Raw genomic sequence first — 24,918 nt, 5'->3', positions numbered from 1 at the left:
CGGCCTCCCCGCCGCTGCCGCCCCGGCCGCTCCCGCGGCCCCCGCCCCGCCGGTCCCCGCGCCCGGCCCCGCCGACGCCGAGCTGGTCCCCGGCGTGCCCCCGGGGCCCTCCCGGCCCTGGCAGCTCGGCACCCCGGACCAGGTGCTCGCCCCGAAGGTGTACGCGCCGAGCGCGGCGGAGGACGCCGTCGAACCGAGGGACGCGGCCCCCGGGACGTACGACCTCGTCGAGTACGTTCCCCTCGGGGACGCGGTCAAGAAGGTCACGTGCAGCAAGCGCACCGGGCCGTACCAGCGGGCCGTGGAGCGGTGGCTGAAGCTCCGGGCGGACGGGCGGCAGTCCGGCGCCGACTGCCGGGCCATCCGTGCCTTCCAGGCCGCGCACGGCATCAAGCCCGCGATCGGGTTCGCGGGCCCTGTGACCTGGGCCACCATGCAGCTCATCGGGGCGCGCGAGAACCCCAACGCCGCCGGGAGGTGCCCGGTGCGGACGTACCGGGTCGCCTGCGTCGATCTCAACCGGGAGCTGACCTGGGTGCAGAAGGGCCGGAAGGTCGTCTTCGGGCCCGTGCCGATGCGCAGCGGGCGGGCCGGGCACCGTACCCGGGCCGGCTGGCACACCATCTACTGGCGGCACAAGAACCACTGGTCCACGCTCTACAACTCGCCGATGCCCTACGCCCAGTTCTTCGACGGCGGCCAGGCCTTCCACGCGGTCTACGGCACCATCTACACCACCGTCGGCTCCTGGGGCTGCGTCAACCTCCGCCTCGCCGACGCCCGCAAGCTGTGGGGCGTGCTGAAGAAGGGCGACCGGGTGTACGTGTGGGGCCACCGGCCCGGCGCGTAGACGGGGCCCGGGTGCTCCCGGCGCCCTCTGAGACACTGGGGGCGCCATGACTGAGACTGTGTCTGCCCCGACCGCGCCCCTGCGCGCCCGTGCCGAGATCGATCTGGCGGCCCTGCGCGCCAATGTGCGGACCCTGCGCGCCCTCGCGCCCGGGGCTCAGCTCATGGCCGTGGTCAAGTCCGAGGCCTACGGCCACGGGGCCGTGCGGTGCGCCCGGGCGGCCGTCGAGGCCGGAGCCGGGTGGCTGGGGACCGCCACGCCCGAGGAGGCCCTCGCGCTGCGCCGGGCGGGCCTGCCGGGGCGCATCATGTGCTGGCTGTGGACGCCGGGCGGGCCCTGGCGGGAGGCCGTCGAGGCCGACATCGACGTGTCGGTGAGCGGGATGTGGGCGCTGGCCGAGGTCACGGCCGCGGCGCGGGCGGCCGGGATTCCGGCCCGCGTGCAGCTCAAGGCCGACACCGGGCTGGGCCGCAACGGCTGCCAGCCGGGCCGGGACTGGGAGGAGCTGGTCGCCGGGGCCCTGCGGGCCGAGGCCGAGGGGGTGCTGCGGATCACCGGTCTGTGGTCCCACTTCGCCTGCGCCGACGAACCGGGGCACCCCTCCATCGCCGCCCAGCTCGCCCTCTTCCGCGACATGGTCGGGTACGCGGAGGAACAGGGCGTCCGGCCGGAGGTGCGGCACATCGCCAACTCCCCGGCCACGCTGACCGTCCCCGACTCCCACTTCGACCTGGTGCGCACCGGGATCGCGCTCTACGGCATCTCGCCCAGCCCCGAGCTCGGCACCCCGGCCGACTTCGGACTGCGGCCGGTGATGACGCTCTCGGCGAACCTCGCGCTGGTGAAGCACGTTCCCGGGGGTCACGGCGTCAGTTACGGGCATCATTACGTCACCCCCGGCCGTACCACCCTCGGCCTCGTGCCCCTCGGGTACGCGGACGGCATCCCCCGGCACGCCTCGGGCAACGGCCCGGTGCTGGTCGGGGGCAAGTGGCGGACGGTCGCGGGGCGGATCGCGATGGACCAGTTCGTCGTGGACCTGGGCGGGGACGAGCCGCCGGTCGGCGCGGAGGCGGTGCTCTTCGGGCCGGGCGACCGCGGCGAGCCCACCGCGGAGGACTGGGCGCAGGCCGCGGGAACCATCGCGTACGAAATCGTCACACGCATCGGAACGCGTGTTCCCCGCGTCTATGTGAATGAGGAACAGGACGGGTAACCCGCTGAGGGACCTGCCGACAGCACGGCACCTGCGGGTCCTGCGGCACCGGCGTCACCCGATCCGGCGAACAGCATTCCGGCGACAGAGGAGCGGTACGTGAGCGAGAGCAGCGCGGAGGCCGTCGCGGCCGTCGCCTCCGCCGCGGGGGCGGCCGGGAACTGGCGCCGTGCCACGGGCATCGCGGGCGCGGCGATAGGCGTGGTCGCGGCGGGCGCCGCGGCCGGCGTCGCCATCGAGCGGCTCACCGTGGGACGCGGGATGCGCAGGAAGGCGCGGCTCGCCCTGGACTCGGCGGGTCCGTACGGCGCGCTGCGCGGCACGCCCGGCAAGGCGTACGCCGACGACGGCACCGAGCTGTACTACGAGGTCGACGACGTCGACCCCGACGCCGTGCCCGCGCTCGGCCCGCGCCGCCGACGGCTGTTCGGCCGGAAGGCGCCCGCTCCCGTCACCGTCGTCTTCAGCCACGGCTACTGCCTCAGCCAGGACTCCTGGCACTTCCAGCGCGCGGCCCTGAGAGGCGTCGTACGGACCGTGCACTGGGACCAGCGCAGCCACGGCCGGTCCGGGCGGGGCGTGCGGCAGGCGCAGGACGGGGTGCCCGTCGACATCGAGCAGCTCGGCCGGGACCTCAAGGCCGTCATCGACGCCGCGGTGCCGACCGGCCCGATCGTGCTGGTCGGGCACTCGATGGGCGGGATGACCGTGATGGCCCTGGCCGACCAGTACCCGGAGCTGATCCGGGACCGCGTCGTCGCCACCGCGTTCGTCGGTACGTCGTCCGGGCGGCTCGGCGAGGTCAACTTCGGGCTGCCGGTCGCGGGCGTGAACGCGGTACGGCGGGTGCTGCCCGGCGTGCTGAAGGCGCTCGGGCAGCAGGCCGCGCTGGTGGAGCGGGGGCGGCGGGCCACCGCCGACCTGTTCGCCGGGATCATCAAGCGCTACTCGTTCGCCTCCCGGGACGTCGACCCGGCCATCGTGCGGTTCGCCGAGCGGATGATCGAGGGCACGCCGATCGACGTGGTCGCCGAGTACTACCCGGCGTTCAACGACCACGACAAGACCGAGGCGCTCGTCCACTTCACCGGCATGCCGGTGCTGGTGCTGGCCGGCATCGGCGACCTGGTCACGCCCAGCGAGCACAGCGAGGCCATCGCCGACCTGCTGCCGGAGGCCGAGCTGGTGCTGGTCCCGGACGCCGGGCACCTGGTGATGCTGGAGCACCCGGAAGTGGTCACCGACCGGCTCGCCGACCTGCTCACCCGTGCGGGTGCCGTGCCCGCAGGGGCTACCGTGGGTGGCTATGGAAGCACCAGCAGCACCGCACAACCCGGTTGAGACCCGGCTGACGGTCACCTCCCCCGAGCAGATGCAGGACCTGGGCCGCCGCCTGGCCAAGCTGCTGCGCGCCGGTGACCTCCTGATGCTCAACGGGGAGCTCGGCGCCGGCAAGACCACCCTCACCCGCGGACTCGGCGAGGGGCTGGGGGTGCGGGGCGCCGTGACCTCGCCCACCTTCGTCATCGCCCGTGTGCACCCGTCCCTGGGCGACGGCCCGCCGCTGGTGCACGTCGACGCCTACCGGCTGGGCGGCGGACTGGACGAGATGGAGGACCTGGACCTCGACGTCTCGCTGCCCGAGTCCGTGATCGTCGTGGAGTGGGGCGAGGGCAAGGTCGAGGAGCTGACCGAGGACCGGCTGAACGTCGTCATCCACCGCGCCGTCGGGGACACCGCGGACGAGGTGCGCCATGTGACGGTGAGCGGGCTCGGGGAGCGCTGGGCCGCGGTGGACCTGAGCGTGCTCGCCGCGTAACGGCCGGTTTCTTCCGTGAACGTTCCGACAAGCCGTCGGCAAAATGTTGCTTTCGGTGTCGCGCTCGTGGTCACATGGTATCCAGCTCGTGGTTAGGTCTACCTAACTACGCCTGCCCCCGCACGTCAGGAGGCGTCCATGCCGGCCAGGGAACGAGACGAGAAGCCGCCGCGGGTGATGCCCGCGGTTCCCATGCGCGAGCTGCTCGCGTCCTGCGCCGCCGCGACCGCGATCTCCACCCCGCCGCGCCTGCCCGACCCAGGGACGGCCGGACACCGCAGAGCCGCCTGACACCGGGCGGAGCACCGCGGACGGCCTTAGGGCCCTAAGGGACCACCACGACGTTCACGCCGATCGTCGCGAACTCCCACATCGCCATGCCGTCCGCGCGGGACTCGCGGATGCCGCCCGTGCGCACGCCCGGGTCCGGCGCCGACTTCGGCTCCCGCACCGCCGCGCTGAAGCCCACGGCCACGCCGTCCACGCTCGCGAAGCGGACGACGTGCTCGATGGGGGTGCCGTCGGTGCCGGTGACGGAGTTCGAGCGGGAGGTCACCGTGTAGGCGCCCGGCACCGGGTCGACGGTGCCCGCGGTGACCTTGAACGTCCGGACGATCCTGTCGCGCTTGCCGAGCAGCCACACCCGGTCGCCGCCCACGGAGTACACGACCCGCGGGCCCGTGCCGGACCCGGTGGGCAGGGCCGTCGGGTCCCGTCTGACGCGGGGCGCCTTCGAGGCGGCCGGGGCCGCCGAGGCGCTCGCCCGCGGCTTGCCGAAGTCCGCCGGGACCGTCGCCGATGCCTGGTAGGCCAGTGCGCCGACGGCCGCGAGGGCCGCCGCGGTGAGCCCGAACACGAATCCGGAGCTGCCGTTCGCCACCGTCGCCCACCTGACCCATCGCCTCGTACGCCGTGCTTCCCGGCGACCGTAGCAGCAGGAAGGTGCCTCGCCCGGGCGGCAATGCCGTGCCCCAAACCGCCGTACGCTGTTTGCGTGCTCTTGCTCGCTCTGGATACCGCCACCCCAGCCGTCACCGTCGCCCTGCACGACGGCCACGACGTCATCGCCTCGTCGAGCCAGGTGGACGCGCGCCGGCACGGAGAGCTGCTGCTGCCGGCCGTCGACCGCGTCCTCGCCGAGTCCGGGCTCACGCTGGACGCCGTCACCGGCGTCGTCGTCGGCATCGGGCCCGGCCCCTACACCGGGCTGCGCGTCGGCCTGATGACCGCGGACACCTTCGGGCTCGTCCTCGGCGTCCCCGTGCACGGCGTGTGCACGCTGGACGGGCTGGCCTTCGCGGCCGACATCGACGAGGGCCCCTTCGTCGTGGCGACCGACGCCCGGCGCAAGGAGGTCTACTGGGCGCGGTACGCCGACTCCCGCACCCGGCTGACCGACCCGGCCGTGGACCGGCCCGCCGACATCGCCGACCAGGTGGCCGGGCTGCCGGCCGTCGGCGCGGGCGCGCTGCTGTACCCGGACACCTTCCCGGTCGCGCACGAGCCGGAGCACGTGTCGGCGGCGGCGCTGGCGCGGCTGGCCGCCGAGAAGCTGGCCGCGGGCGAGGAGCTGCCCGCGCCGCGGCCGCTGTACCTGCGCCGGCCCGACGCCCAGGTCCCCAAGAACTACAAGGTGGTCACCCCCAAGTGACCGACGCCGTGACTCCTCGTCTGCGTGAGATGCGCTGGTGGGACATCGATCCCGTGCTGGAGCTGGAGAAGGACCTCTTCCCCGAGGACGCCTGGTCCCGGGGCATGTTCTGGTCGGAGCTCGCCCACGCGCGCGGGCCCGAGGCGACGCGCCGGTACGTCGTCGCCGAGGACGCCGAGCGGATCGTCGGCTACGCGGGCCTCGCCTCCTCCGGGGACCTGGCCGACATCCAGACCATCGCCGTCCGCCGCGACCACTGGGGCACCGGCCTCGGCGGGCTGCTGCTGACCGAGCTGCTGCGGGCCGCGACCGCGTTCGAGTGCGCCGAGGTCATGCTGGAGTGCCGGATCGACAACGTCCGCGCCCAGAAGCTCTACGAGCGCTTCGGCTTCGAGGCCATCGGGTTCCGCCGCGGCTACTACCAGCCGGGCAACGTGGACGCCCTGGTGATGCGACTGACCGACCCATCCACTTCCGTACAAGGAACCGAGATTCATGGCTGACGAACCTCTCGTCCTCGGCATCGAGACCTCCTGCGACGAGACCGGCGTCGGCATCGTGCGCGGCACCACCCTGCTGGCCGACGCCGTCGCCTCCAGCGTCGACGAGCACGCCCGGTTCGGCGGGGTCGTCCCGGAGGTGGCGAGCCGCGCGCACCTGGAGGCGATGGTCCCGACGATCGAGCGCGCGCTGAAGGAGGCGGGGGTCAGCGCCCGCGACCTCGACGGCGTCGCGGTGACCGCAGGCCCGGGCCTCGCGGGCGCCCTGCTGGTCGGCGTCACGGCGGCCAAGGCGTACGCCTACGCGCTCGGCAAGCCCCTCTACGGCGTCAACCACCTCGCCTCGCACATCTGCGTCGACCAGCTGGAGCACGGCGCGCTGCCCGAGCCGACGATGGCGCTGCTGGTCTCCGGCGGGCACTCCTCGCTGCTGCTGTCGACGGACATCACCTCCGACGTCCGCCCGCTCGGCGCGACCATCGACGACGCGGCCGGCGAGGCCTTCGACAAGATCGCGCGCGTGCTGAACCTCGGCTTCCCCGGCGGCCCGGTCATCGACCGCTACGCGCGCGAGGGCGACCCGCAGGCCATCGCCTTCCCGCGCGGCCTGACCGGCCCGCGCGACCCGGCGTACGACTTCTCCTTCTCCGGCCTGAAGACGGCCGTGGCCCGCTGGATCGAGGCCAAGCGGGCGGCGGGGGAGGAGGTGCCGGTGCGTGACGTGTCGGCGTCCTTCCAGGAGGCGGTCGTGGACGTGCTGACCCGCAAGGCCGTACGGGCCTGCAAGGACGAGGGCGTCGACCACCTGATGATCGGCGGCGGCGTGGCCGCCAACTCGCGGCTGCGGGCGCTGGCGCAGGAGCGGTGCGAGGCGGCCGGCATCCGGCTGCGGGTGCCGCGGCCGAAGCTGTGCACCGACAACGGCGCGATGGTGGCCGCGCTCGGCGCGGAGATGGTCGCCCGCGGCCGGGCGGCGTCGAGCTGGGACCTGTCGGCGGACTCGTCGCTGCCGGTGACCGAGACCCACGTGCCGGGGCACGACCACGTGCACGAGGTCGGCAAGGAGAACCTGTACTCGTGACGGTCGCGCTGATGTGGGAGGCGCGGGCCGTCGAGGGACGGGGCGCAGACCTGCTCGCCTGGGCCCAACACCAGAACCTCGCCGCGGCCCCCCTGCGCCGCGAGACCTTCCACGCCCCCCAGGACCGCGTCCTCGTCATCACCTGGTGGGACGCACCCTACGACGCCGCCCTCCCGGAACTCCCCGAGCCACCGGGCGAGTTGGTCACCCGCCCGGTACACCGCTGGCGATTCGAGTCGGCCGGCACGGACTGAGCGGGCCCCTCAGTCCCACCAGAAGCGCCACTGCCGGTGCGGCCAGGCCGGGCCAGGCAGGGAAGGACGGCCAGGACTGCGGCTCCCACGCGTCCCGGAAGTACTCGGCGGCGTCGACCGGGACCCCACCGCCGACGCCGAACTCGTGCCTGTCCTCCGTGTATTCGAGCAGCACGGGATACAACCCGGTGCGCTCCCGGTCGGCGTACAGCCGCCGCCACTCGTGCGCGTCCCACAGCTTGCGGTCGCTCATCCACACGAGACGGCCCGAGCGGCCGTACGACTCGACGATCCGGCCCGGTGGCAGGGCGGCCGGCAGTGACGTGGCATCCATGGCCGGAATGTACGCGGCGCCACTGACAACGCCGCTACGGCCGTGACGTGCTCACCTCGCAACGGAGTCGGCGGTCGGGGCCGGGTTCGCGGGCCGGACCGGTGAGGTTCAGGCGGGCCGTGTGGCGGATGTCCGCGCTCGATGCCGCCAGGCGCAGTTCCAGCGCGCCCGGTTCGACCACGCGGCGGCCGGAACGGTCGGTGAAGGACGACAGGTCGGCGTGGAAGCGGAAGGTGACGCGGGTGGACTCGTCCGGGTCCAGGTTCAGGCGGTGGTAGCCGATCAGGCGGACGTCCGGCCGGACCACCGAGGCCACCGGGTCGTGCAGGTAGAGCTGGACGACCTCCGTGCCCGCGCGCTCGCCCGTGTTGCGGACCGTCACCGAGACGTCGTAGGAGCCGTCCGTGGCGATCTCCGCGCCGGTGGAGTCGGAGTCCCAGGCGAAGGTCGTGTACGAGCGGCCGTGGCCGAAGGGGTACAGCGGCGTCGGGTCCAGGTTGCTGACCTCGCCCGCGAGACCCAGCGGCGGCTGGAGGTACGTCCACGGCTGGCCGCCCGGCTCGCGCGGCACGCTCACCGGCAGCCGCCCCGAGGGGTTGACGCGGCCCGACAGCACTCCCGCCACCGCCGGGCCGCCCTCCTCCCCCGGGAAGAAGGCCTGGACGACCGCGCCCAGCCGCCCGTCCCAGCGGCCCAGCGCGTACGGCCGGCCGGTCAGCAGGACCAGGACCACCGGGACGCCGGTGGCCACCAGGGAGTCCAGCAGGTCGGCCTGCACGCCGGGCAGCCGCAGGTCCGTGACGTCGCAGCCCTCGCCGGAGGTGCCCCGCCCGAACAGCCCCGCCCGGTCGCCCAGCACCGCCACGCACACGTCCGCCTCGGCCGTCCGCGCCACCGCCTCCTCGAAGCCGCCGGTGTCGGGGCCGTCGACCCCGCAGCCCTCGGCGAACGTGACCTTCGCGTCGGGCAGTTCGGCCCGCAGGGCTTCGAGGACCGTGGGGATCTCGATGCCCATCGGCACCCCGGGGTGGTGCGTGAGGACGTGCGAGGGGAAGGAGTAGCAGCCCAGCATGGCGAGGGCGTCGGCGGCACGCGGGCCGACGACCGCGATCCGGGTGTCGGGGGCCAGCGGCAGGATGCCGTCGGGGTTGTCCAGCAGGACCACCGACTCCTCCGCCAGCCGTCGGGCGATCGCCCGGTTCGACGCCGAGTCGAGGTCGATGCGCTCGGTGGGCTCGGGGCTCCAGTCCTCGTCCAGCAGGCCCAGCTCGCACTTCTGCAGCAGGACCCGGCGGGCCGCCCGGTCGATCAGCGACTCGGGGATCTCGCCCGCCCGCACGGCCTCCACGAGCGGGGTGCCGTAGCACTTCAGGGTCGGCAGTTCGACGTCCAGGCCCGCCGCGAGCGCCGCGTGGGCCGCCTCCGCCTCGCTGCCCGCGACCCGGTGCTGGGTCTGCAGGAAGCCGACGCCGAAGTAGTCGGCGACGACCGTGCCGGTGAAGCCCCACCTCTCGCGCAGCAGCTCGGTCAGCAGCCCCGGGTCCGCCGAGGCCGGGACGCCGTCGGTGTCGTTGTACGCGGCCATCACCGAGCGCGCTCCCGCCTCCCGCACCGCCATCTCGAAGGGCGGCAGCGTGACGTCGGCGAACTCCCGCACGCCCGCCCGCACCGGCGCGAGGTTGCGGGCGCCCGCCGAGGACGCGTACCCGGCGAAGTGCTTGAGCGTGGAGACGATCCCGGCCGACTCCAGCCCCCGCACATACGCGGTGCCGACCGTCCCGACCAGGTACGGGTCCTCGCCGATGGTCTCCTCCACCCGGCCCCAGCGCGGATCGCGTACGACGTCCAGGACCGGGGCGAGTCCCTGGTGGACGCCCACCGAGCGCAGGTCGCGGCCGATGGCGGTCCCCATCTCCTCGACCAGCGCGGGGTCGAAGCTCGCGCCCCAGGCGAGCGGCACCGGGTAGGCGGTGGCCCGCCAGGTGGTGAAGCCGGCCAGGCACTCCTCGTGCGCGAGCGCGGGAATGCCGAAGCGGCCCGCGGCGGCGATACGGCGCTGGGCGCGGGCCAGTGCCTGCGCGCCCAGCGCCGGGTCCACGGGGGCGGTGCCGAAGGGGCGGGTGAGCTGGCCCAGGCCGTGGGTGATCAGCTCGTCCCAGTCGTACTCGGCGGTCATCTCACGCTGCAGCGGCGCGACCCCGTCGCCGTCCGTGTCGGCGCCCACCCACACGCCGTAGAGCTGTGCGGTCTTCTCCTGAAGGGTCATCCGGGAGAGGAGGTCGTCGACGCGGACGGCGGCCGGCAGGGCGGGGTCACGCCAGGGGGCGGTGGTCATGAAACTCCTGCTCTTGGTCGAGGCGGGGGTGTCCCTCTCGCGAATGTTTCGAAGTGCACTCCGAATGTTCCGGGAACCTAGGCCGGTGAGAAGGGTTCGTCAAGAGGTCGCGCAGGGATACGATCGCCGCCATGACACCCCCGGAGCCCCTTGAAACCCGGACGACAACCGCGCCGACCGGCCGATCGGCGCAGACCGCGACGCTCGCCGAGATCGCCCGCGAGGCCGGCGTCTCCGCGCCGACAGTTTCGAAGGTCCTCAACGGCCGGGCGGACGTGGCCCCGGCCACCCGCAGCCGCGTGGAGGAGCTGCTGCGCGCGCACGGCTACCGGCGCCGGCGGGCCGAGGCCAGCCGCTCGCCCCTTCTCGACCTGGTCTTCCACGAGCTGGAGAGCGCCTGGGCGATGGAGGTCATCCGCGGTGTGGAGAACGTGGCCCGGGACACCGGGCTCAGCGTGGTGCTCAGCGAGAGCGCGGGGCGGCTGACGCCGGGCCGGACGTGGGCCGACCAGGTCGCCGCCCGCCGCCCGCACGGCGTGATCCTGGTGCTCTCCGGCCTCGACGAGTCCCAGCGGGCGCTGCTGACCAGCCGCTCCATCCCGTTCGTCGTGATGGACCCGGCCGGCGACCCGGGCGTCGACGTGCCGTCCATCGGCGCGACCAACTGGCAGGGCGGCCTCGCCGCCACCCGGCACCTGATCGAGCTCGGCCACACCCGCATCGGCGCCATCACCGGCCCCTCCCGCATGATGTGCAGCCGCGCCCGCGTCGACGGCTACCGCGCCGCCCTGGAGACCGCCGGCCTGCCGGTCGACCCGGCGCTCATCGTGACCGGCGACTTCCACCACGAGGCCGGCTACCGGCAGGGACTGGAGCTGCTGCGCCGCCCGGACCGGCCCACCGCCGTCTTCGCCCTCAACGACCTCCAGGCGCTCGGCCTGTACGAGGCCGCGCGCGAGCTGGGGCTGCGCATCCCCGAGGACCTGAGCGTGGTCGGCTTCGACGACCTGCCGGTCGCGCGCTGGGTCGGGCCGCCGCTGACGACCGTACGGCAGCCGCTGATGGAGATGGCCGAGGCGGCCGCCAAGCTGGTGCTCGACCTCGGGCGGGAGGACCAGGCGCCGGTGGCGACGCGGGTGGAGCTGGCGACGAGCCTGGTGGTGCGCAGCAGTACGGCGGCACCGGCGACACCCGCGTGACACCTCTTCGAAGCCAGTCGGTTGCCTGGCCGAAACTTTCGGAAGCTCGCGACGCGTCCTGAGAACCGACCTGAGAAACCTGAGATTCTCCGAAGAAAACCGCCTCGGGGGATCGCTGCTAACAATCTCCTAATAATTCGGACTTACGTTCCTGTCCGTGACGGGACACGTGGACAGTGGCGGCGCGGGCAGACCCAAGGGCCGGCGATCGGCCGTACTGAAGATCGCCTGCCTCACGGCGGCGGGCCTGCTGGTGCTCGGCGTCGGGGTGGCCGGACTGGCGTACTGGCACCTGGACGACAACATCAAGAGCGTCGACATCAACCAGGCCCTCGGCGACGACCGCCCGGCGAAGCCGGTGACGACCCCGTCGGCCTCCGCCTCGGCCTCCCCGTTGCCCTCCGGGTCCCTGAACATCCTCGTGCTGGGGTCGGACTCGCGCAGCGGCAAGGAGAACCAGGCGCTCGGCGGGGGCAGCAGTTCCGGCGCCCGGTCCGACACGGCGATGGTCGTGCACATCGACGCGGGCCGGAAGAAGGCGACCGTCGTCAGCATTCCGCGCGACACCCTGGTGACGCGTCCGTCGTGCCCGCTGACGTCGGGCGGTTCGACTGCGGTGGCGTACAACGCGATGTTCAACAGCGCGTACTCGGTGGGCGGGCCGGTCTGCGCGGTGAAGACGGTCGAGTCGATCACCGGCATCCGCATGGACCACTACGTGGAGATCGACTTCTCCGGGTTCGCGAAGCTGGTGAACGCGCTCGGCGGGGTCACCGTCACCACCGACGAGGACATCGACGACGACGACAGCCATCTGCACCTCGCGGCCGGCACCCATCACCTGAGCGGCAAGCAGGCCCTGGCGCTCGCCCGCACCCGGCACGGCATAGGCGACGGCAGCGACCTGGGCCGCATCGGCCTGCAGCAGAAGCTGGTGAAGGCCCTGCTGGACCGGATCGCCTCGACGAGCCTGTTCACCAGCCCCGCCAAGCTCTACGACGTCGCCGACGCCGTCACCGGCAGCCTCACCACCGACACCGGCCTGGACTCGCTGAGCGAACTGGTGGACCTGGGCCGGAGCCTGAGAGGCCTGTCCTCGGCCCACGTCAGAACGGTGATGATGCCGGTCGTCCCAGCCCCGTCGGACCCCAACCGGGTGGTGGCGAAGCAGCCGGCGGCCGGACGGCTGTGGAAGTCGCTGCGCTGAGGGACGGCGCCTGAAGAAGATCCCGTAGCCTCCGCTCGCCGACGCTCCTCACCGCGTCGCCCACGACCTGCGTGACGCCGTGCGCCAGCGTGAGGGGGGCGGGACCCAGCAGATACTGGCCCACCTTGATGGCCGCCTCGATCTCCTTGCCGCCGTGCCGTGCGGCCCGCCGGGCGCCCGGCAGGAAGATGCAGGAGGCGGTCTCCAACCCGAGGGCGACGGCCCTCTCCTCGCCCACCGCGCCGAAGCCCTCGCGGAGCGCCTCGGGCGGGAAGCGGTGCGCCAGCAGTTCCCGGACCAGGGTCTCGGCCTCGTCGAGGAGGTTGCCGTGCGCGCGGCGGTACGCCTGCCGGTCCGCCGCCGTGGGGGCCCGCAGGCCGGCCGCGTACTCCTCGTACGAGAACCGGTAGGCCCTGCGGTTCGCCAGGAACGCCTCGCCCTGGGCCGCCTTGGCGAGGTGGACGAGGTCCTCGATGACCCCGGTGACCTTGAACGGCACGGCGTTCGCGGGCTGCCGCTGATCGCGGGCCTCACGGAGGGAACGCCTCAAGTGCTCGACGCACCGGCTCAGTTCACTCATCGCTGCGCTCCCCTCGGGCGATGACACGTCCTGCGAACGTAACGACGGGGAGGCCGGTCGGGCAGGGCGCGAACTCCCTTGTGGGAGTGCGCCATTACAACCTCCGCGCCCCCTGGTGGGTCTTCCGTGGTGTCACCGTAAACAGGAGGTCTCCCGGTGTTCTCCCTTTCTGTGTCCGGCCGTTGGGCGGTACCGATCGTCGCGGGACTGGTCGCGCTCGGCGTGGCGCCGCCGCAGGAGCCGAGCCGGGCGGAGGCGGCGACACCGGCGCCCGTGCGGAACGACTTCAACGGCGACGGCTACGCCGACCTCGCGGTCGGGGCCGTGAAAGCCACCGTCTCCGGTCACGCCGGGGCCGGTTACGTGGCGGTCCTGTACGGCGGCCCGCACGGACTGTCCGCCGCCCGGCGGACCGTCATCAGTCGTTCCACAAGCGGAGTTCCGGGCGGCGCCGCCACCGACGAGGGCTTCGGCACCCAGCTCTCCCGCGGCGACCTCGACGGCGACGGCTACGCCGACCTGGTCGTCGGCAACCGTGCCGGGAAGACCGACGCGGTGATCCTGTGGGGCGGCCCGCACGGCCTGGCCGGCACCGGCGCGCGGTCGGTCCCCGCCACCAACACCCAGACCGGCGACTTCGACGGCGACGGCAAGCTCGACCTGGCCCTCTTCCGGACCCGTCCGGCGATGGGCGACGACCCGAACGGCAGCACAGCCAGTGTCTGGAAGGGCCCCTTCACCCGCTCCGGACGGCACGGCACCGAGACGCCCCTGGACGCCGACCACCTCAAGTACTACGACGTCCGGGACGGCGCCACGGGAGACGTGAACGGCGACGGCCGTGACTACCTGGCGCTGAGCATCTACGAGGGTGACGGCAGCTACGGCGTCAGGTTCTACACGGGCTCCGCGTCGGGTCTCACCTCCGCTGCCGCCCCCGACACCGACGGCGGCCTCGCCTTCGGCGACCTCGACGGCGACGGCTACGACGACCTCGCCGTCGGCGCCGTGGACGACTCCGCGGTGACGGTGGCGTACGGCTCCGCCTCGGGTCTCGGACCCCGCGACACCTGGAAGACGTTCACCGAGGACACCCCGGGCGTACCCGGCACCGGCGACTCCGTCTCCCGCTTCGGCCAGGCCCTCTCCGCCGGGGACGTCAACGGCGACCACATCGACGACCTCGCCGTCGGCGTCCCCGGCAGGGAACTCGGCTACGACGACAACGCGGGCGCCGTCGACGTCCTCTACGGCACCAGGTCCGGCCTGACCGGCAAGGGCGCCCAGTCCTTCACCCAGAACACCCCCGGCGTCCAGGGCAAGGCGGAACTCAGCGACGCCTTCGGCGCGTCCGTCGCCCTGCTCGACATCAACGGCAACGGCTTCGCCGACCTGGCGGCCGCGGCCGTCGGCGAGGACGGCGGCAAAGGCGCGGTGTGGTCCCTGCGCGGCCGCCCGACCGGAATCGTGACGGACGCGGCCCTGACCCTCGGCCCCAAGTCGATCGACGCCCCGTACACAAAGGCGGCGTTCGGGGGCGAGCTCGAGTAACCCTCCGCGACTTGAGCTTCGGGGCTCGGGACCCGAGACGCTTTTGCAAGGAACGGGTGGGTGGTCCGACCCGCCCACCCGCCCGAACTCGCCCCGCTGCCAGGCCAGATGACTTTTCGTGATCGAGTCGCGGCGGAGCGTTGCAACCGTGTAGCGTGCGCCCCGAAAGCATCGACCCCCGTGTGGTGTTAGCAGCACCGCGCGGGGGTCTGACCACAGATCGAAGGAAGTCGATCCATGGCTACCGCCCAGCTTAGTGCTGCCCCGCGCCCGTCCGCGCACCCGAAGGCCAATCCTGGCTACGGAAAGAAGTCCGCTCCCGGCCAAGAGCCGCGCACCGGACGTGAGTTCGCAGGGCTCCCCGCCCGCGAGGCGTCGATCGCCGGCTACCTCGACCGGCTCGACGACGGCGCGGACATCTCCATCAAGACCCTGGCCAAGCACCTCCCGTACGGCCAGTGCGCCCTCGCCACCGCCCTCAACAGGCTGTCGGTGGCCGGACATCTGCGTCGCGTGCGCCGCCCGGTCACCGTCGACGGCAACCCGCGCTGGGTCTGGCACACCTTCTTCTCCCGCACCGCCCGCGACGACGCCTGGTGGGACGCCTTCCTCGCCGGGGAGGCGCCGGTCACCCGGCCTTCTCCGGAGGCGGTGCGTTCGGCCGCGTACGGCGTGCTCGCCCGCCTCGGCCGCGTCGATCCCCGGCTGACGCTCTCGGCCGGGGAGTGCGGCGCACTGGAGGAGAGCGCGGCGCAATGGTTCGCGCGGGGCGCGAGCGAGGCGCAGTTCGTGCAGGCGATGACCGCCGGACTGCCCGAACGGGTGGCGCACGCCTACGGCTTCGTGCGGGCCCGGCTCCTGGCGAAGCTCCCACCGGAGCCGCTGCCGCAGACGCAACCGCCCGCTCGCTACGAGGTCGTCTGCACCGCCTGCGCCGAGCCCGCCGCCGAGGGCGCCTCACTGCGCGGCGGGCTCTGCGAGGGCTGCCGGGGAGGGCGGTCCGGCTTGGCAGCCGACCGGGTCCACGTCCACGCGGGGCGCCTGCGGGCCGTCCTGCGCGCCCGCCCCCGTACACAGAAAGGACCGGACGCATGACGACCTTGCAGCACGGGCCGCCCGCGGTCGGGGCAGGATGGAGGGGAGGAGGCGACGCCATGACCCCCAGCACTGCCGACCGGCCCCAGATGCTCGTCGAGGAGTTCGAGGAGCTCGCACGTCACGCGCCGGAATCCGCGCGCCTGGAGTTCTTGAACGGAAAGATCGGGGTCAAGCCCATGCCGGACGGCAACCACGGCGAGATCGTCGCCTGGCTTCTCAAGCGGTGCATGCAGCATCGACCTGAGCTGTTCCTTTATCCGGAACAGGGGCTGAAGGTCGAGGCGTATCGCAAGGGGCGAGCCAAGCCGGACGGGGTCTTGGTGCCCGAGGGCTACTTCGTCGGCAAGGGCGAGTGGTCCGACCCCGTCGGCGTCCTCATGGTCGTCGAGGTCACCTCGCACGACCGGGACGCGGACAGGCGCGACCGGGTCGAGAAGCCGGACGGCTATGCGGCGGCCGGTATCCCCGTCTATCTCCTCGTTGACCGGGACCAGAACAGCGTGACCGTTCACGCGGATCCCGAGGGCGGCGCTTACCGATCGGTGACCACTCGGGCCTTTGGAACGGAGATCGAGTTGCCGGATCCGGTCGGGTTCACGCTGGACACGGCGAGGCTCAAGGATTTCGCCGACTGATCCCACCCGCGGAAACGCGGGCCCGAAAAATCTTGGAAGAAAATCCGCGTGCGTGTCGATCCGCCCGTCCGTCGATCGACGCTGGGGTGAGAGGCCGGAAAGGAACCGGTCCAGGATTCGAGGAGTCACCATGCCGCGCTATCTCTCCCTCGTCCGCATCGACGAGTCCACCATGCCCGCCGACGGGCCCAGCCCCGAGCTGATGCAGCGCATGGGCGAGCTGATCGAGGAGGTCACCAAGGCCGGCGTCATGCTCGACACCGCCGGTCTCACCCCGTCCGCGCAGGGCAGCAACGTGCGCTGGGAGGGCGGGCAGATCTCCGTGACCGACGGGCCCTTCACCGAGTCCAAGGAGGTCATCGGCGGCTACGCGCTGATGCAGTGCAAGGACAAGGCCGAGGCGCTGGAGTGGGCGAAGAAGTTCCTGAAGGTGCACGAGGAGTACTGGACGGTCACCTGCGAGGTGCGGGAGATCGCCGAGGGCTGAGGTCCGCCCGGCACCTCCTTGGCCCCCGGCCGTGCACGGTGTTCGATGGTGGGTTGTGACAGCGCAGCCCACCGCCGACCCCCGCCACGCCATCGAGACCGTCTTCCGTATCGAGTCCCCCCGGATCATCGCCGCCCTCACGCGTCTCGTCCGTGACATAGGCATCGCCGAGGAGCTCGCCCAGGACGCCCTCGTCGCCGCCCTGGAGCAGTGGCCCCGGGACGGCGTGCCCGACAACCCGGGCGCCTGGCTGATGGCGACTGCCCGCCATCGCGCCGTCGACCTGATCCGCCGCCGCGAGAACTACGCCCGCAAGCTGCAGGAGATCGGCCGTAGCGTGGAGACCACGGCACCGCCCGAGGAGCCCGCCGACCCCGAGGACATCGACGACGACCTGCTCAGGCTCGTCTTCACGGCCTGCCACCCCGTGCTGTCCGCCGAGGCCCGCATCGCGCTCACACTGCGGCTGCTGGGCGGCCTGACCACCGCCGAGATCGCCCGCGCGTTCCTCGTCCCCGAGCCGACCGTCGCGCAGCGCATCGTCCGCGCCAAGCGCACGCTGGCGAGCAGGAACATCGCCTTCGAGGTGCCGTACGGACCGGAGCGGGAAGCCCGGCTGGGGTCCGTCCTCGACGTCATTTACCTCATCTTCAACGAGGGCTACGCCGCCACCGCCGGCGACGACTGGCTGCGCCCCGCGCTGTGCGAGGACGCGCTGCGGCTGGCCCGGATCCTCAGCTCCCTCATGCCCAAGGAGCCCGAGGTGCACGGTCTGACCTCCCTGCTGGAGTTCCAGGCGTCCCGCGCCGCCGCCCGCACCGGCCCCGGCGGCGAACCGGTCCTCCTCAAGGACCAGAACCGCCGCCGCTGGAACCGCATGCTCATCGCCCGCGGCATCACCGCCCTGCACCGGGCCGAGGCCACGGCCGCCGGCGCCCCGGGGCCGTACGCCCTCCAGGCGGCCATCGCCGCCTGCCACGCGCACGCGTACACCTACGAGGAGACCGACTGGCGCAGCATCGCGACGCTGTACGCGCTGCTCGCCGCCCGCGCCCCCTCGCCCGTCGTCGAACTCAACCGCGCGGTCGCCGTGTCGATGGCCGAGGGGCCGCGGCAGGGGCTCGCCCTCGTCGACGCCCTCGCCGCCGAACCCGCCCTGCGGGACTACCACCTGCTGCCCAGCGTGCGCGGCGACCTGCTGGCCCGGCTCGGGCGTACGGCGGAGGCGCGGGAGGAGTTCCTGCGGGCCGCGGACCTCGCACGCAACGAGCGGGAGCGGGAGCTGCTGCGGGGCCGGGCCGCGGAATGTGAAACGTAAAAATCTTCCCCCGAAACTCTGTTCCCATGAGTCTCGATGGCATCTACAGTGACTCCGCCCCTGTGCGGGGCCTGTGTTCGTGATCCATGGGGGGTCGACAACTTGAGACTGTTCACGCGCCGCCGTGCCGCGGCGCTCGCGACCGCGGCGGCGCTCGCCGCGGTGGGCACCCTGGCGAGCGCTCCGGGCGCCGCCGCCGACGACGCCGGGCCCTGGCCGGGCACCGAGGGCAAGATCCTCACCGACGGCCCGACGCTGGTCGACCCGGCCACCGGGACCGCCACCCAGGTCGGCACCCACATGGGTGACTACGCGGCCTGGGCCCCGGACGGCAGCCGGATCGTCTCGGAATGGGGCCAGCTCGCCAGCGAGCGGCCCGACGGCAGCTCGCGGTTCAGCCTGCCCTGGGCGACGGGTGTGCGCTCCAGCGCCGAGCAGAAGGACATCGCCTTCTGGTGGGGCGGCCGTTACGTCGTGTACTCCACCGGCGGCCAGATCGTCTACGGCCCCTCCGACGGCTCGTGGGCCCCCGAGCCCCTGCTGTCGGCCACGCAGGAGCCGGCCACCGTCTGCGACGAGGACCCGACCGTCAGCCCGAACGGCCTGATGGCGTTCTCGCGCCGCATCAACTACGGCTGCTACGACAACGACGGCGTGTGGGTCTACGACTCGTCCGCGAACACGGTCAAGCGCCTCATCGCCGACGCCGCGCAGCCGGCGTTCTCCCCGGACGGCACCAAGCTCGCCTTCGTCCGCAACGTGAACGGCGGCCTCAGCCAGCTCTTCACCGCCAACGCCGACGGCACGAACGTCCAGCAGCTCACCACCGACGGCCGCGGCTACGCGAACCCGTCCTGGTCGCCGACCGGCACCCGGATCATCGCCGACGTCCACACCTCCGGCGACAGCTCCGACGTGCACACCACGGAGTACGTCGACGTGGCCACCTTCACGGTCACGAAGGTCCCGGGCACGCCGAAGGGCGCCAACCCCAGCTGGCAGCCGCTGCGCAAGAACTCCGCCGGCCGCGTCTGGGGCTCCGACGTCTACGCCAGCAACATCGCCTCCTCGCGCTGGACGTGGAACACCTACGGCGGCACGAAGGTCCCGGGCCTGATGGACGCCAAGGCCGCCGTCCTGATCAACCGCGACGACTCGGCGTACTCGCTGACCGCGCCCGCCCTCGCCGGCAAGAAGCACGGCCCGGTCCTCGGCACCACCAAGAGCGGCCTGACGACCGCGGTGAAGAACGAGCTCAAGCGCACCCTGAAGCCGGGCTCGAACGTCTATCTCATCGGCGGCACGTCGATCCTGACCAGCACGGTCTCCTCGCAGGTCAGCTCGCTCGGCTTCACGCCGAAGCGGCTGTCCGGCACCGACCGCTACGCGACCTCGGTCGCCGTCGCCAAGTCGGTGACGAGCAGCCCGAAGTACGTCTTCCTGGCCACCGGCACCGACTACCACTCGGCGCTCGCGGCCTCCGCCGCGGCCGGCGCGGACGGCACGAGCAGCGCGGGCAGCGTCGTGCTCAACAACGGCAACTCGCTGACGTCGTCGGTGAAGTCGTACCTGAACAGCCTGAACCCGAACAACACCATGATCATCACGGTGGGTTCCTCGGCGAAGTACGCGCTGACGCACACGTACTTCTCCAACTGGCCGTCGACGTTCTCGTACTACCCGATCACGGCGTCGACGAACGAGGCCACCTCGGTCGCCATCGCCAAGTTCTGGTGGTCCGCGCCGAGCACGGCGGCACTCGCGTACACCAATTCCTGGCGCGGCGGCGTCTCCGCGGGCGCGGCCATGAACGTCTTCGGCCCCGTCCTGTGGACCGCCAAGGACAGCCTCTCCAGCGAGGTCAAGAGCTACCTGCTGCGCGAGTCGGCGAGCACGAACTCCGTGATCGCGTTCGGCGGCACCGGCTCGGTCGCCAAGGCCGCGCTGGACACGGCGGGCGCCGCGATCAGCGCGAGCGCCGGCCAGTTCGTGTACCACCCGTACTACAACGGCGTCATCTCGACGACGTCCCTGCAGAGCAGCTACGCGGCCCGCACCAACGGCGGCCAGCCGGACACCGTGGCCCGCACGGGCCCGGTCGGCTCCGACCCGCACCTGGGCTCGCTCAGGACGGTCCAGCACCAGTAGCCGGTCACGTGGCGGGGGCACCGATCAGCATGGTCGGCGCCCCCGCCACCCGCGTCAGGAACACCGTCGCCGCATGGGGGCCGGACGGCTTGACCTTCCTGCGCAGTTCCTCCGGCTCCACCGCCGACCCGCGCTTCTTCACGGTCAGCGTCCCGACCCCGCGCTCGCGCAGCAGTGCCTTCAACTTCTTGACGTTGAAGGGGAGTCGGTCGGTGATCTCGTAGGCGGTGGCGTACGGCGACTCGTGCCGCTCGTCCGAGGTGACGTAGGCGATGGTCGGGTCGATCAGGCCGCCCCCCACCTCCTCGGCCACCTCGGCGACCAGGTGGGCGCGGATGGCGGCGCCGTCGGGCTCGTACAAGTACCGCCCGACGGACCGGACTTCGGGGTCCGGGAGGCCTCGGCCGAGCAGGGTGCGCGGGCCGGGCAGCAGGGTGGCCCGCACCGCCCCGGGCGCCGTGCCGAACCACAGCACCGCCTCCTTCACGTCGCCGCCGTCGGAGATCCACTCGGCCTCGGCGTCGGCCGGGACGGCCTCGTGCGGGATGCCGGGCGCGACCTTGAGGGCGGCGTGCGGTGCCGTGCGGGCCGTCTCGACCGCCCAGGACAGGGGCGGCGAGTAGGCCTCGGGGTCGAAGATGCGGCCCCGGCCGCCGCGCCGGGCCGGGTCGACGAACACGGCGTCCCAGCCCGCCGTGTCGACCTCCGTGACATCGGCCTCCCGTACCTCGATGAGGTCCGCCAGCCCCAGCGCCTCGGCGTTCGCCCGGGCCGCGGCCGCCGTCACCGGGTCCCGGTCCACGGCGAGGACCCGGATGCCCGCGCGGGCCAGCGCGATCGCGTCCCCGCCGATCCCGCAGCACAGGTCGGCCAGCGAGGTGACCCCGAGCGCCCGCAGCCGGCCGGCCCGGTACGCCGCCACGCTCGCCCGCGTCGACTGCTCGACGCCGTTGGGCGTGAAGAACATCCGCCCCGCGTCCTCCGCACCGAACTTGGCCGCCGCGCGCTGCCGCAGCCGGGCCTGCCCGAGCGCCGCCGACACCAGGTCGGCCGGGTGCTCGCGGCGCAGCCGGGTGGCCACGGCGAGTTCGTCGGCCGGCGCCGTCCCGCGCACCTCGTCGAGGAGGGCGCGGCCTTCGGGGGTGAGGAGGTCAGCGAGGTCGTTCACCGGCTCATTGTGGGCCAGGCGGGGGACGGTGTGCGTGCGGCCGAGGTGTCGGACGGGGTTCCGGGGCCGGGCCTGCGAGGATCCGACTCCATGCGAGCAGTAGTACAAAATGATAAAAACAGGTCATCTTGGGGGCCGCGAGTCCGTGGCGGAATCGCCGTGCTCGCCGTCGCCGCCATCGCCTCCGGCTGCGCGCAGGGGGGCGCCCAGGAGGTGCGCCCGGCCGCCGGCCAGCCCCGTCTGAAGGCGCCCGAGGCCCGCGCCCTGGACTCCTACGCCACGAAACTGCGCGCGGCCTACGCCGCTCGGGCCCTGGCGGCCCGGCGCTGGGGGCTCAGGCAGGTGCCCCTCGCGGCACCGCCCGCGCCGACGCACAAGCCGCACATCACCGCCCGCAAGGGCTTCGAGGTCGACGACCAGGAGGAACTCGGCCTGCCGCCGGTGTTCACCACCGTCCCCACCCGGCAGAAGGTCGTCTTCCTCACCATCGACGACGGCGCCGAGAAGGACCGGGCGTTCCTGCGGATGATGAGCGAGCTGAAGATCCCCTACTCCGCCTTCCTCAGCAACTTCCTGGTCAAGGACGACTACGCGTACTTCCGCCGGATGCAGTCCGAGGGCGTCAGCCTCAACAACCACACCCTCACGCACCCCTATCTGCCGGGGCTGTCGTACGCGGAGCAGAAGCACGAGATCTGCGGCATGCAGAAGATCATGAAGAGGCAGTTCGGCAGGGCCCCGACCCTCTTCCGGCCGCCCTTCGGCAACTACAACCAGGACACCCTGCGCGCCGCGAAGTCCTGCGGCATCGCGTACGCGCCGATCTGGGACGAGGAGGTGTTCGTCGACCACTGGGAGTACCGGGAGGACGACCGCTCCCTGCACCCCGGCGACATCGTGCTCACCCACTTCCGGGGCCGCGACGAGTGGAAGGGCACCATGGTCGACGACATGCGGCGCTTCCTGAACAAGGTCACCGCCGAGGGGTACGCGGTGGCCCGCCTGGAGGACTACCTGTGAGGCGCCGGGGCCTGGCGGCAGGCGTCCTCGCCCTGGCCCTCCTCACCGGCTGCGCCCCGTCCGTCGCGCCCCTCGAACGGCTCGGCGAGAAGGCGGCCCAGCGGGTGCGGGCGCACGGCCCGACGGGCACCGCGGCACCGCCGTACCGCCGCTGGGGCCTGCCGGAGCCGCTGGCCCACCCCCCGAGCCCGGCGCACGCAGCCGCCGCCCGCCGGGCGCGGCCGCTGCCCGTCGTCCGCCGCGTCCCCACCCGCGACAAGGTCGTCTTCCTCACCTACGACGACGGCGCCGAACGGGACCCCCGCTTCGTCGACATGGTCCGCGAACTCCGCCTGCCGGTCAGCATGTTCCTCACCGACAGGGTCGCCGGACCCGGTCACGGCCACTTCGCCCGCCTGCGGTCGGCCGGCGCCCGCATCCAGAACCACACCCTCGACCACTCCGCCCTGCGCGGACTGCCCTACGCGGGCCAGCGCGCCGAGATCTGCGGCCAGCAGGACAAGCTCCGCTCCCGCTTCGGCGTCCGCCCCCGCTTCTTCCGCCCGCCCTACGGCGCCTACGACACCACCACCCTGCGCGCGGCGGCCGACTGCGGCGTCTCGGCGGTCGTGCTGTGGCGGGCGTCGATGGAGGCACGGCAGCCGACGTTCGCGCGGGGCGAGCCGCGGCTGCGGCCGGGCGACATCGTCTCGGTGCCGTCGGGGGAGCCGGCCTCCCCGACCCTCGTCGAGCGCACCAGAGGACTGCTGCGGGCGGTGGAGAGACGGGGACTGACGGTGGGACGGCTGGAGGACTACCTGTAGCCGAGCGCCACCGCGAGGAAGAACAGGGCGGCCAGCAGCTGCCCCCCACCGGTCACGGCGAACCCGTCCCGGAAGAAGAAGACGGCGGACGCCAGGGCCGCCGTCGCCATCCCGCCCAGCCACACCGCCGCGCCCCAGGCGTGCCCGCTCAGTGCCAGGGCGGCCGCGAACACCAGGCCGAAGGCGACCTCGGCCGGAAGCAGCACCGCGAGCGCGCAGCCGTCGGACGACAGGGACCGGGAAGACACGGGCCGACGGTACGCGCCCGCCGCGGCTCCCGGCACCCCTGCGCGACCCACCTCCGTCGACCGCGTCGCGGGCCGACGCGCCGTCGGGATTAGCAGTCCGCTTGACCGAGTGCTAATCACGGTCATAGTCTCGGCTCTGGCACTCCCCGTAGGAGAGTGCCAACTAGCGACGGGCAGGTCCGGCACCCGCGACGACGGATCGACCTGGTCGCCACCTCAGACAGTTAACCCCGTGAGATCTCCGAAGGGGGAGGTCGGATCGTGACGACCACCAGCTCCAAGGTTGCCATCAAGCCGCTTGAGGACCGCATCGTGGTCCAGCCGCTCGACGCGGAGCAGACCACCGCCTCTGGCCTGGTCATCCCGGACACCGCCAAGGAGAAGCCCCAGGAGGGCGTCGTCCTGGCCGTGGGCCCGGGCCGCTTCGAGAACGGCGAGCGTCTTCCGCTCGACGTCAAGACCGGCGACATCGTGCTGTACAGCAAGTACGGCGGCACCGAGGTGAAGTACAACGGCGAGGAGTACCTCGTCCTCTCGGCTCGCGACGTGCTCGCGATCATCGAGAAGTAGTACTGCCTCAAGCTTTCCCACACTGCGCCCCTGGCCCCCGCGACCACTGAGAAGCCGGGCGCCCGGGGCGCAGTGTCTTTGTCAGACCCCATAATCCGAGAGGGCTCCCGCTGTCATGGCGAAGATCCTGAAGTTCGACGAGGACGCCCGTCGCGCCCTCGAGCGCGGCGTCAACAAGCTTGCCGACACGGTCAAGGTGACGATCGGCCCCAAGGGCCGCAACGTCGTCATCGACAAGAAGTTCGGCGCCCCCACCATCACCAACGACGGCGTCACCATCGCCCGCGAGGTCGAGATCGAGGACCCGTACGAGAACCTCGGCGCGCAGCTGGTGAAGGAGGTGGCGACCAAGACCAACGACATCGCGGGTGACGGCACCACCACCGCCACCGTGCTCGCCCAGGCGCTGGTGCGCGAGGGCCTGAAGAACGTGGCCGCGGGTGCCTCCCCGGCGCTGCTGAAGAAGGGCATCGACGCGGCCGTCGCCGCCGTCTCCGAGGAGCTTCTCGCCTCGGCCCGCCCGATCGACGAGAAGTCCGACATCGCCGCCGTCGCCGCGCTGTCCGCCCAGGACCAGCAGGTCGGCGAGCTCATCGCCGAGGCGATGGACAAGGTCGGCAAGGACGGTGTCATCACCGTCGAGGAGTCCAACACCTTCGGTCTGGAGCTGGACTTCACCGAGGGCATGGCCTTCGACAAGGGCTACCTGTCCCCGTACTTCGTCACCGACCAGGAGCGTATGGAGGCCGTCCTCGACGACCCGTACATCCTGATCAACCAGGGCAAGATCTCCTCGATCGCCGACCTGCTGCCGCTGCTGGAGAAGGTCATCCAGGCCGGTTCCTC

27 protein-coding genes are annotated in these 24,918 nt (G+C 72.6%); 21 read left to right on the top strand and 6 right to left on the bottom strand.

The window, feature by feature from the left end; all coding sequences use genetic code 11:
- The 5 genes from M8J74_RS35715 to M8J74_RS35695 form a co-directional block, all read left to right on the top strand.
- The coding region (locus M8J74_RS35715) for a L,D-transpeptidase family protein (protein WP_308406170.1) at positions 1-850 on the top strand (850 nt) is incomplete at its 5' end.
- A gap of 46 nt (positions 851-896) precedes the next feature.
- Positions 897-2,066 (top strand): alanine racemase, encoded by a 1,170-nt coding sequence (gene alr / locus M8J74_RS35710; RefSeq protein WP_249840408.1) that lies wholly within the window; start codon positions 897-899, stop codon positions 2,064-2,066.
- A gap of 99 nt (positions 2,067-2,165) precedes the next feature.
- Positions 2,166-3,407: an alpha/beta fold hydrolase gene (locus M8J74_RS35705; RefSeq protein ID WP_249840407.1), complete on the top strand. Its 1,242-nt coding sequence runs from the start codon at positions 2,166-2,168 to the stop codon at positions 3,405-3,407.
- Positions 3,373-3,885 (top strand): tRNA (adenosine(37)-N6)-threonylcarbamoyltransferase complex ATPase subunit type 1 TsaE, encoded by a 513-nt coding sequence (gene tsaE, locus M8J74_RS35700; RefSeq protein WP_249840406.1) that lies wholly within the window; start codon positions 3,373-3,375, stop codon positions 3,883-3,885. The genes M8J74_RS35705 and tsaE overlap by 35 nt, the downstream gene beginning before the upstream one ends.
- A gap of 138 nt (positions 3,886-4,023) precedes the next feature.
- Entirely contained in the window at positions 4,024-4,176 is a 153-nt protein-coding gene (locus M8J74_RS35695; RefSeq protein ID WP_203237691.1) for a hypothetical protein, read from the top strand.
- A 34-nt stretch (positions 4,177-4,210) separates the two neighbouring features.
- Here M8J74_RS35695 and M8J74_RS35690 read toward each other — a convergent pair whose 3' ends face one another.
- On the bottom strand, positions 4,211-4,765 hold the full coding sequence (locus tag M8J74_RS35690) for a hypothetical protein (RefSeq protein ID WP_249840405.1): 555 nt from the start codon (positions 4,763-4,765) through the stop codon (positions 4,211-4,213).
- A 114-nt stretch (positions 4,766-4,879) separates the two neighbouring features.
- Between M8J74_RS35690 and tsaB the strand changes: the two genes are divergently transcribed.
- The 4 genes from tsaB to M8J74_RS35670 are packed head-to-tail and all read left to right on the top strand — an operon-like array spanning position 4,880 to position 7,371.
- On the top strand, positions 4,880-5,536 hold the full coding sequence (gene tsaB, locus M8J74_RS35685) for a tRNA (adenosine(37)-N6)-threonylcarbamoyltransferase complex dimerization subunit type 1 TsaB (RefSeq protein ID WP_249840404.1): 657 nt from the start codon (positions 4,880-4,882) through the stop codon (positions 5,534-5,536).
- Positions 5,533-6,039 (top strand): ribosomal protein S18-alanine N-acetyltransferase, encoded by a 507-nt coding sequence (rimI, locus tag M8J74_RS35680; RefSeq protein WP_058923738.1) that lies wholly within the window; start codon positions 5,533-5,535, stop codon positions 6,037-6,039. The genes tsaB and rimI overlap by 4 nt, the downstream gene beginning before the upstream one ends.
- Positions 6,032-7,117 (top strand): tRNA (adenosine(37)-N6)-threonylcarbamoyltransferase complex transferase subunit TsaD, encoded by a 1,086-nt coding sequence (gene tsaD / locus M8J74_RS35675; protein WP_058923737.1) that lies wholly within the window; start codon positions 6,032-6,034, stop codon positions 7,115-7,117. The genes rimI and tsaD overlap by 8 nt, the downstream gene beginning before the upstream one ends.
- Positions 7,114-7,371 carry a hypothetical protein gene (locus M8J74_RS35670; RefSeq protein WP_249840403.1) on the top strand — a complete coding sequence of 86 codons (258 nt, stop codon included), beginning with the start codon at positions 7,114-7,116 and terminating at the stop codon, positions 7,369-7,371. The genes tsaD and M8J74_RS35670 overlap by 4 nt, the downstream gene beginning before the upstream one ends.
- Here the strand turns inward: M8J74_RS35670 and M8J74_RS35665 are convergent.
- Positions 7,322-7,705 (bottom strand): hypothetical protein, encoded by a 384-nt coding sequence (locus M8J74_RS35665; RefSeq protein WP_249840402.1) that lies wholly within the window; start codon positions 7,703-7,705, stop codon positions 7,322-7,324. The two genes, M8J74_RS35670 and M8J74_RS35665, sit on opposite strands and share 50 nt — an antisense overlap.
- A 34-nt stretch (positions 7,706-7,739) precedes the next feature.
- On the bottom strand, positions 7,740-10,040 hold the full coding sequence (locus M8J74_RS35660; protein ID WP_249840401.1) for a beta-xylosidase/alpha-l-arabinosidase: 2,301 nt from the start codon (positions 10,038-10,040) through the stop codon (positions 7,740-7,742).
- 131 nt (positions 10,041-10,171) lie between these two features.
- Between M8J74_RS35660 and M8J74_RS35655 the strand changes: the two genes are divergently transcribed.
- Both M8J74_RS35655 and M8J74_RS35650 read left to right on the top strand, forming a co-directional pair.
- On the top strand, positions 10,172-11,239 hold the full coding sequence (locus M8J74_RS35655) for a LacI family DNA-binding transcriptional regulator (protein WP_249840400.1): 1,068 nt from the start codon (positions 10,172-10,174) through the stop codon (positions 11,237-11,239).
- A 157-nt stretch (positions 11,240-11,396) separates the two neighbouring features.
- Positions 11,397-12,446 carry an LCP family protein gene (locus M8J74_RS35650; RefSeq protein ID WP_249840399.1) on the top strand — a complete coding sequence of 350 codons (1,050 nt, stop codon included), beginning with the start codon at positions 11,397-11,399 and terminating at the stop codon, positions 12,444-12,446.
- On the opposite strand, the gene M8J74_RS35645 is transcribed toward M8J74_RS35650, so the two are convergent.
- On the bottom strand, positions 12,346-13,026 hold the full coding sequence (locus M8J74_RS35645; protein ID WP_249840398.1) for a hypothetical protein: 681 nt from the start codon (positions 13,024-13,026) through the stop codon (positions 12,346-12,348). The genes M8J74_RS35650 and M8J74_RS35645 overlap by 101 nt on opposite strands.
- Positions 13,027-13,182: 156 nt before the next feature.
- On the opposite strand from M8J74_RS35645, the gene M8J74_RS35640 reads away from it, so the two are divergent.
- The 6 genes from M8J74_RS35640 (at position 13,183) to M8J74_RS35615 (ending at position 20,263) form a co-directional block, all read left to right on the top strand.
- Complete coding sequence (locus tag M8J74_RS35640) at positions 13,183-14,577, top strand: FG-GAP and VCBS repeat-containing protein (protein ID WP_249840397.1); 1,395 nt, start codon at positions 13,183-13,185, stop codon at positions 14,575-14,577.
- A gap of 237 nt (positions 14,578-14,814) precedes the next feature.
- A complete protein-coding gene (locus tag M8J74_RS35635) occupies positions 14,815-15,672 on the top strand; it encodes a hypothetical protein (protein WP_249840396.1) in 858 nt (285 codons plus the stop codon).
- Positions 15,673-15,731: 59 nt separating this feature from the next.
- On the top strand, positions 15,732-16,310 hold the full coding sequence (locus M8J74_RS35630) for a Uma2 family endonuclease (protein ID WP_249840395.1): 579 nt from the start codon (positions 15,732-15,734) through the stop codon (positions 16,308-16,310).
- A gap of 130 nt (positions 16,311-16,440) precedes the next feature.
- Complete coding sequence (locus tag M8J74_RS35625; protein WP_249840394.1) at positions 16,441-16,797, top strand: YciI family protein; 357 nt, start codon at positions 16,441-16,443, stop codon at positions 16,795-16,797.
- Positions 16,798-16,852: 55 nt separating this feature from the next.
- The gene (locus M8J74_RS35620) at positions 16,853-18,115 is read left to right on the top strand and encodes an RNA polymerase sigma factor (RefSeq protein ID WP_249840393.1); all 1,263 of its coding nucleotides are present in this window, start codon (positions 16,853-16,855) and stop codon (positions 18,113-18,115) included.
- 102 nt (positions 18,116-18,217) lie between these two features.
- Positions 18,218-20,263 carry a cell wall-binding repeat-containing protein gene (locus M8J74_RS35615; RefSeq protein WP_249840392.1) on the top strand — a complete coding sequence of 682 codons (2,046 nt, stop codon included), beginning with the start codon at positions 18,218-18,220 and terminating at the stop codon, positions 20,261-20,263.
- Positions 20,264-20,267: 4 nt separating this feature from the next.
- Here the strand turns inward: M8J74_RS35615 and M8J74_RS35610 are convergent, their stop codons facing one another.
- Positions 20,268-21,431 carry a THUMP-like domain-containing protein gene (locus M8J74_RS35610; RefSeq protein ID WP_249840391.1) on the bottom strand — a complete coding sequence of 388 codons (1,164 nt, stop codon included), beginning with the start codon at positions 21,429-21,431 and terminating at the stop codon, positions 20,268-20,270.
- 90 nt (positions 21,432-21,521) lie between these two features.
- Between M8J74_RS35610 and M8J74_RS35605 the strand changes: the two genes are divergently transcribed.
- Complete coding sequence (locus M8J74_RS35605; protein WP_249840390.1) at positions 21,522-22,451, top strand: polysaccharide deacetylase family protein; 930 nt, start codon at positions 21,522-21,524, stop codon at positions 22,449-22,451.
- On the top strand, positions 22,448-23,254 hold the full coding sequence (locus M8J74_RS35600; RefSeq protein ID WP_249840389.1) for a polysaccharide deacetylase family protein: 807 nt from the start codon (positions 22,448-22,450) through the stop codon (positions 23,252-23,254). The genes M8J74_RS35605 and M8J74_RS35600 overlap by 4 nt, the downstream gene beginning before the upstream one ends.
- Here M8J74_RS35600 and M8J74_RS35595 read toward each other — a convergent pair.
- On the bottom strand, positions 23,245-23,502 hold the full coding sequence (locus tag M8J74_RS35595; RefSeq protein ID WP_249840388.1) for a hypothetical protein: 258 nt from the start codon (positions 23,500-23,502) through the stop codon (positions 23,245-23,247). The two genes, M8J74_RS35600 and M8J74_RS35595, sit on opposite strands and share 10 nt — an antisense overlap.
- 261 nt (positions 23,503-23,763) lie before the next feature.
- Here M8J74_RS35595 and groES point away from each other — a divergent pair, with 261 nt between their 5' ends.
- Positions 23,764-24,072 carry a co-chaperone GroES gene (groES, locus tag M8J74_RS35590; RefSeq protein ID WP_003998759.1) on the top strand — a complete coding sequence of 103 codons (309 nt, stop codon included), beginning with the start codon at positions 23,764-23,766 and terminating at the stop codon, positions 24,070-24,072.
- 115 nt (positions 24,073-24,187) lie between these two features.
- Positions 24,188-24,918 (top strand): chaperonin GroEL (groEL, locus tag M8J74_RS35585; protein WP_249840387.1); only part of this gene is annotated, 731 nt, incomplete at its 3' end.

This window comes from Streptomyces panaciradicis (assembly GCF_023516615.1).
Taxonomy (GTDB): Bacteria; Actinomycetota; Actinomycetes; order Streptomycetales; family Streptomycetaceae; genus Streptomyces; species Streptomyces panaciradicis.
Note: the sequence above shows the minus strand (reverse complement) of the source record. Positions and strands in the feature narration are given on the sequence as shown.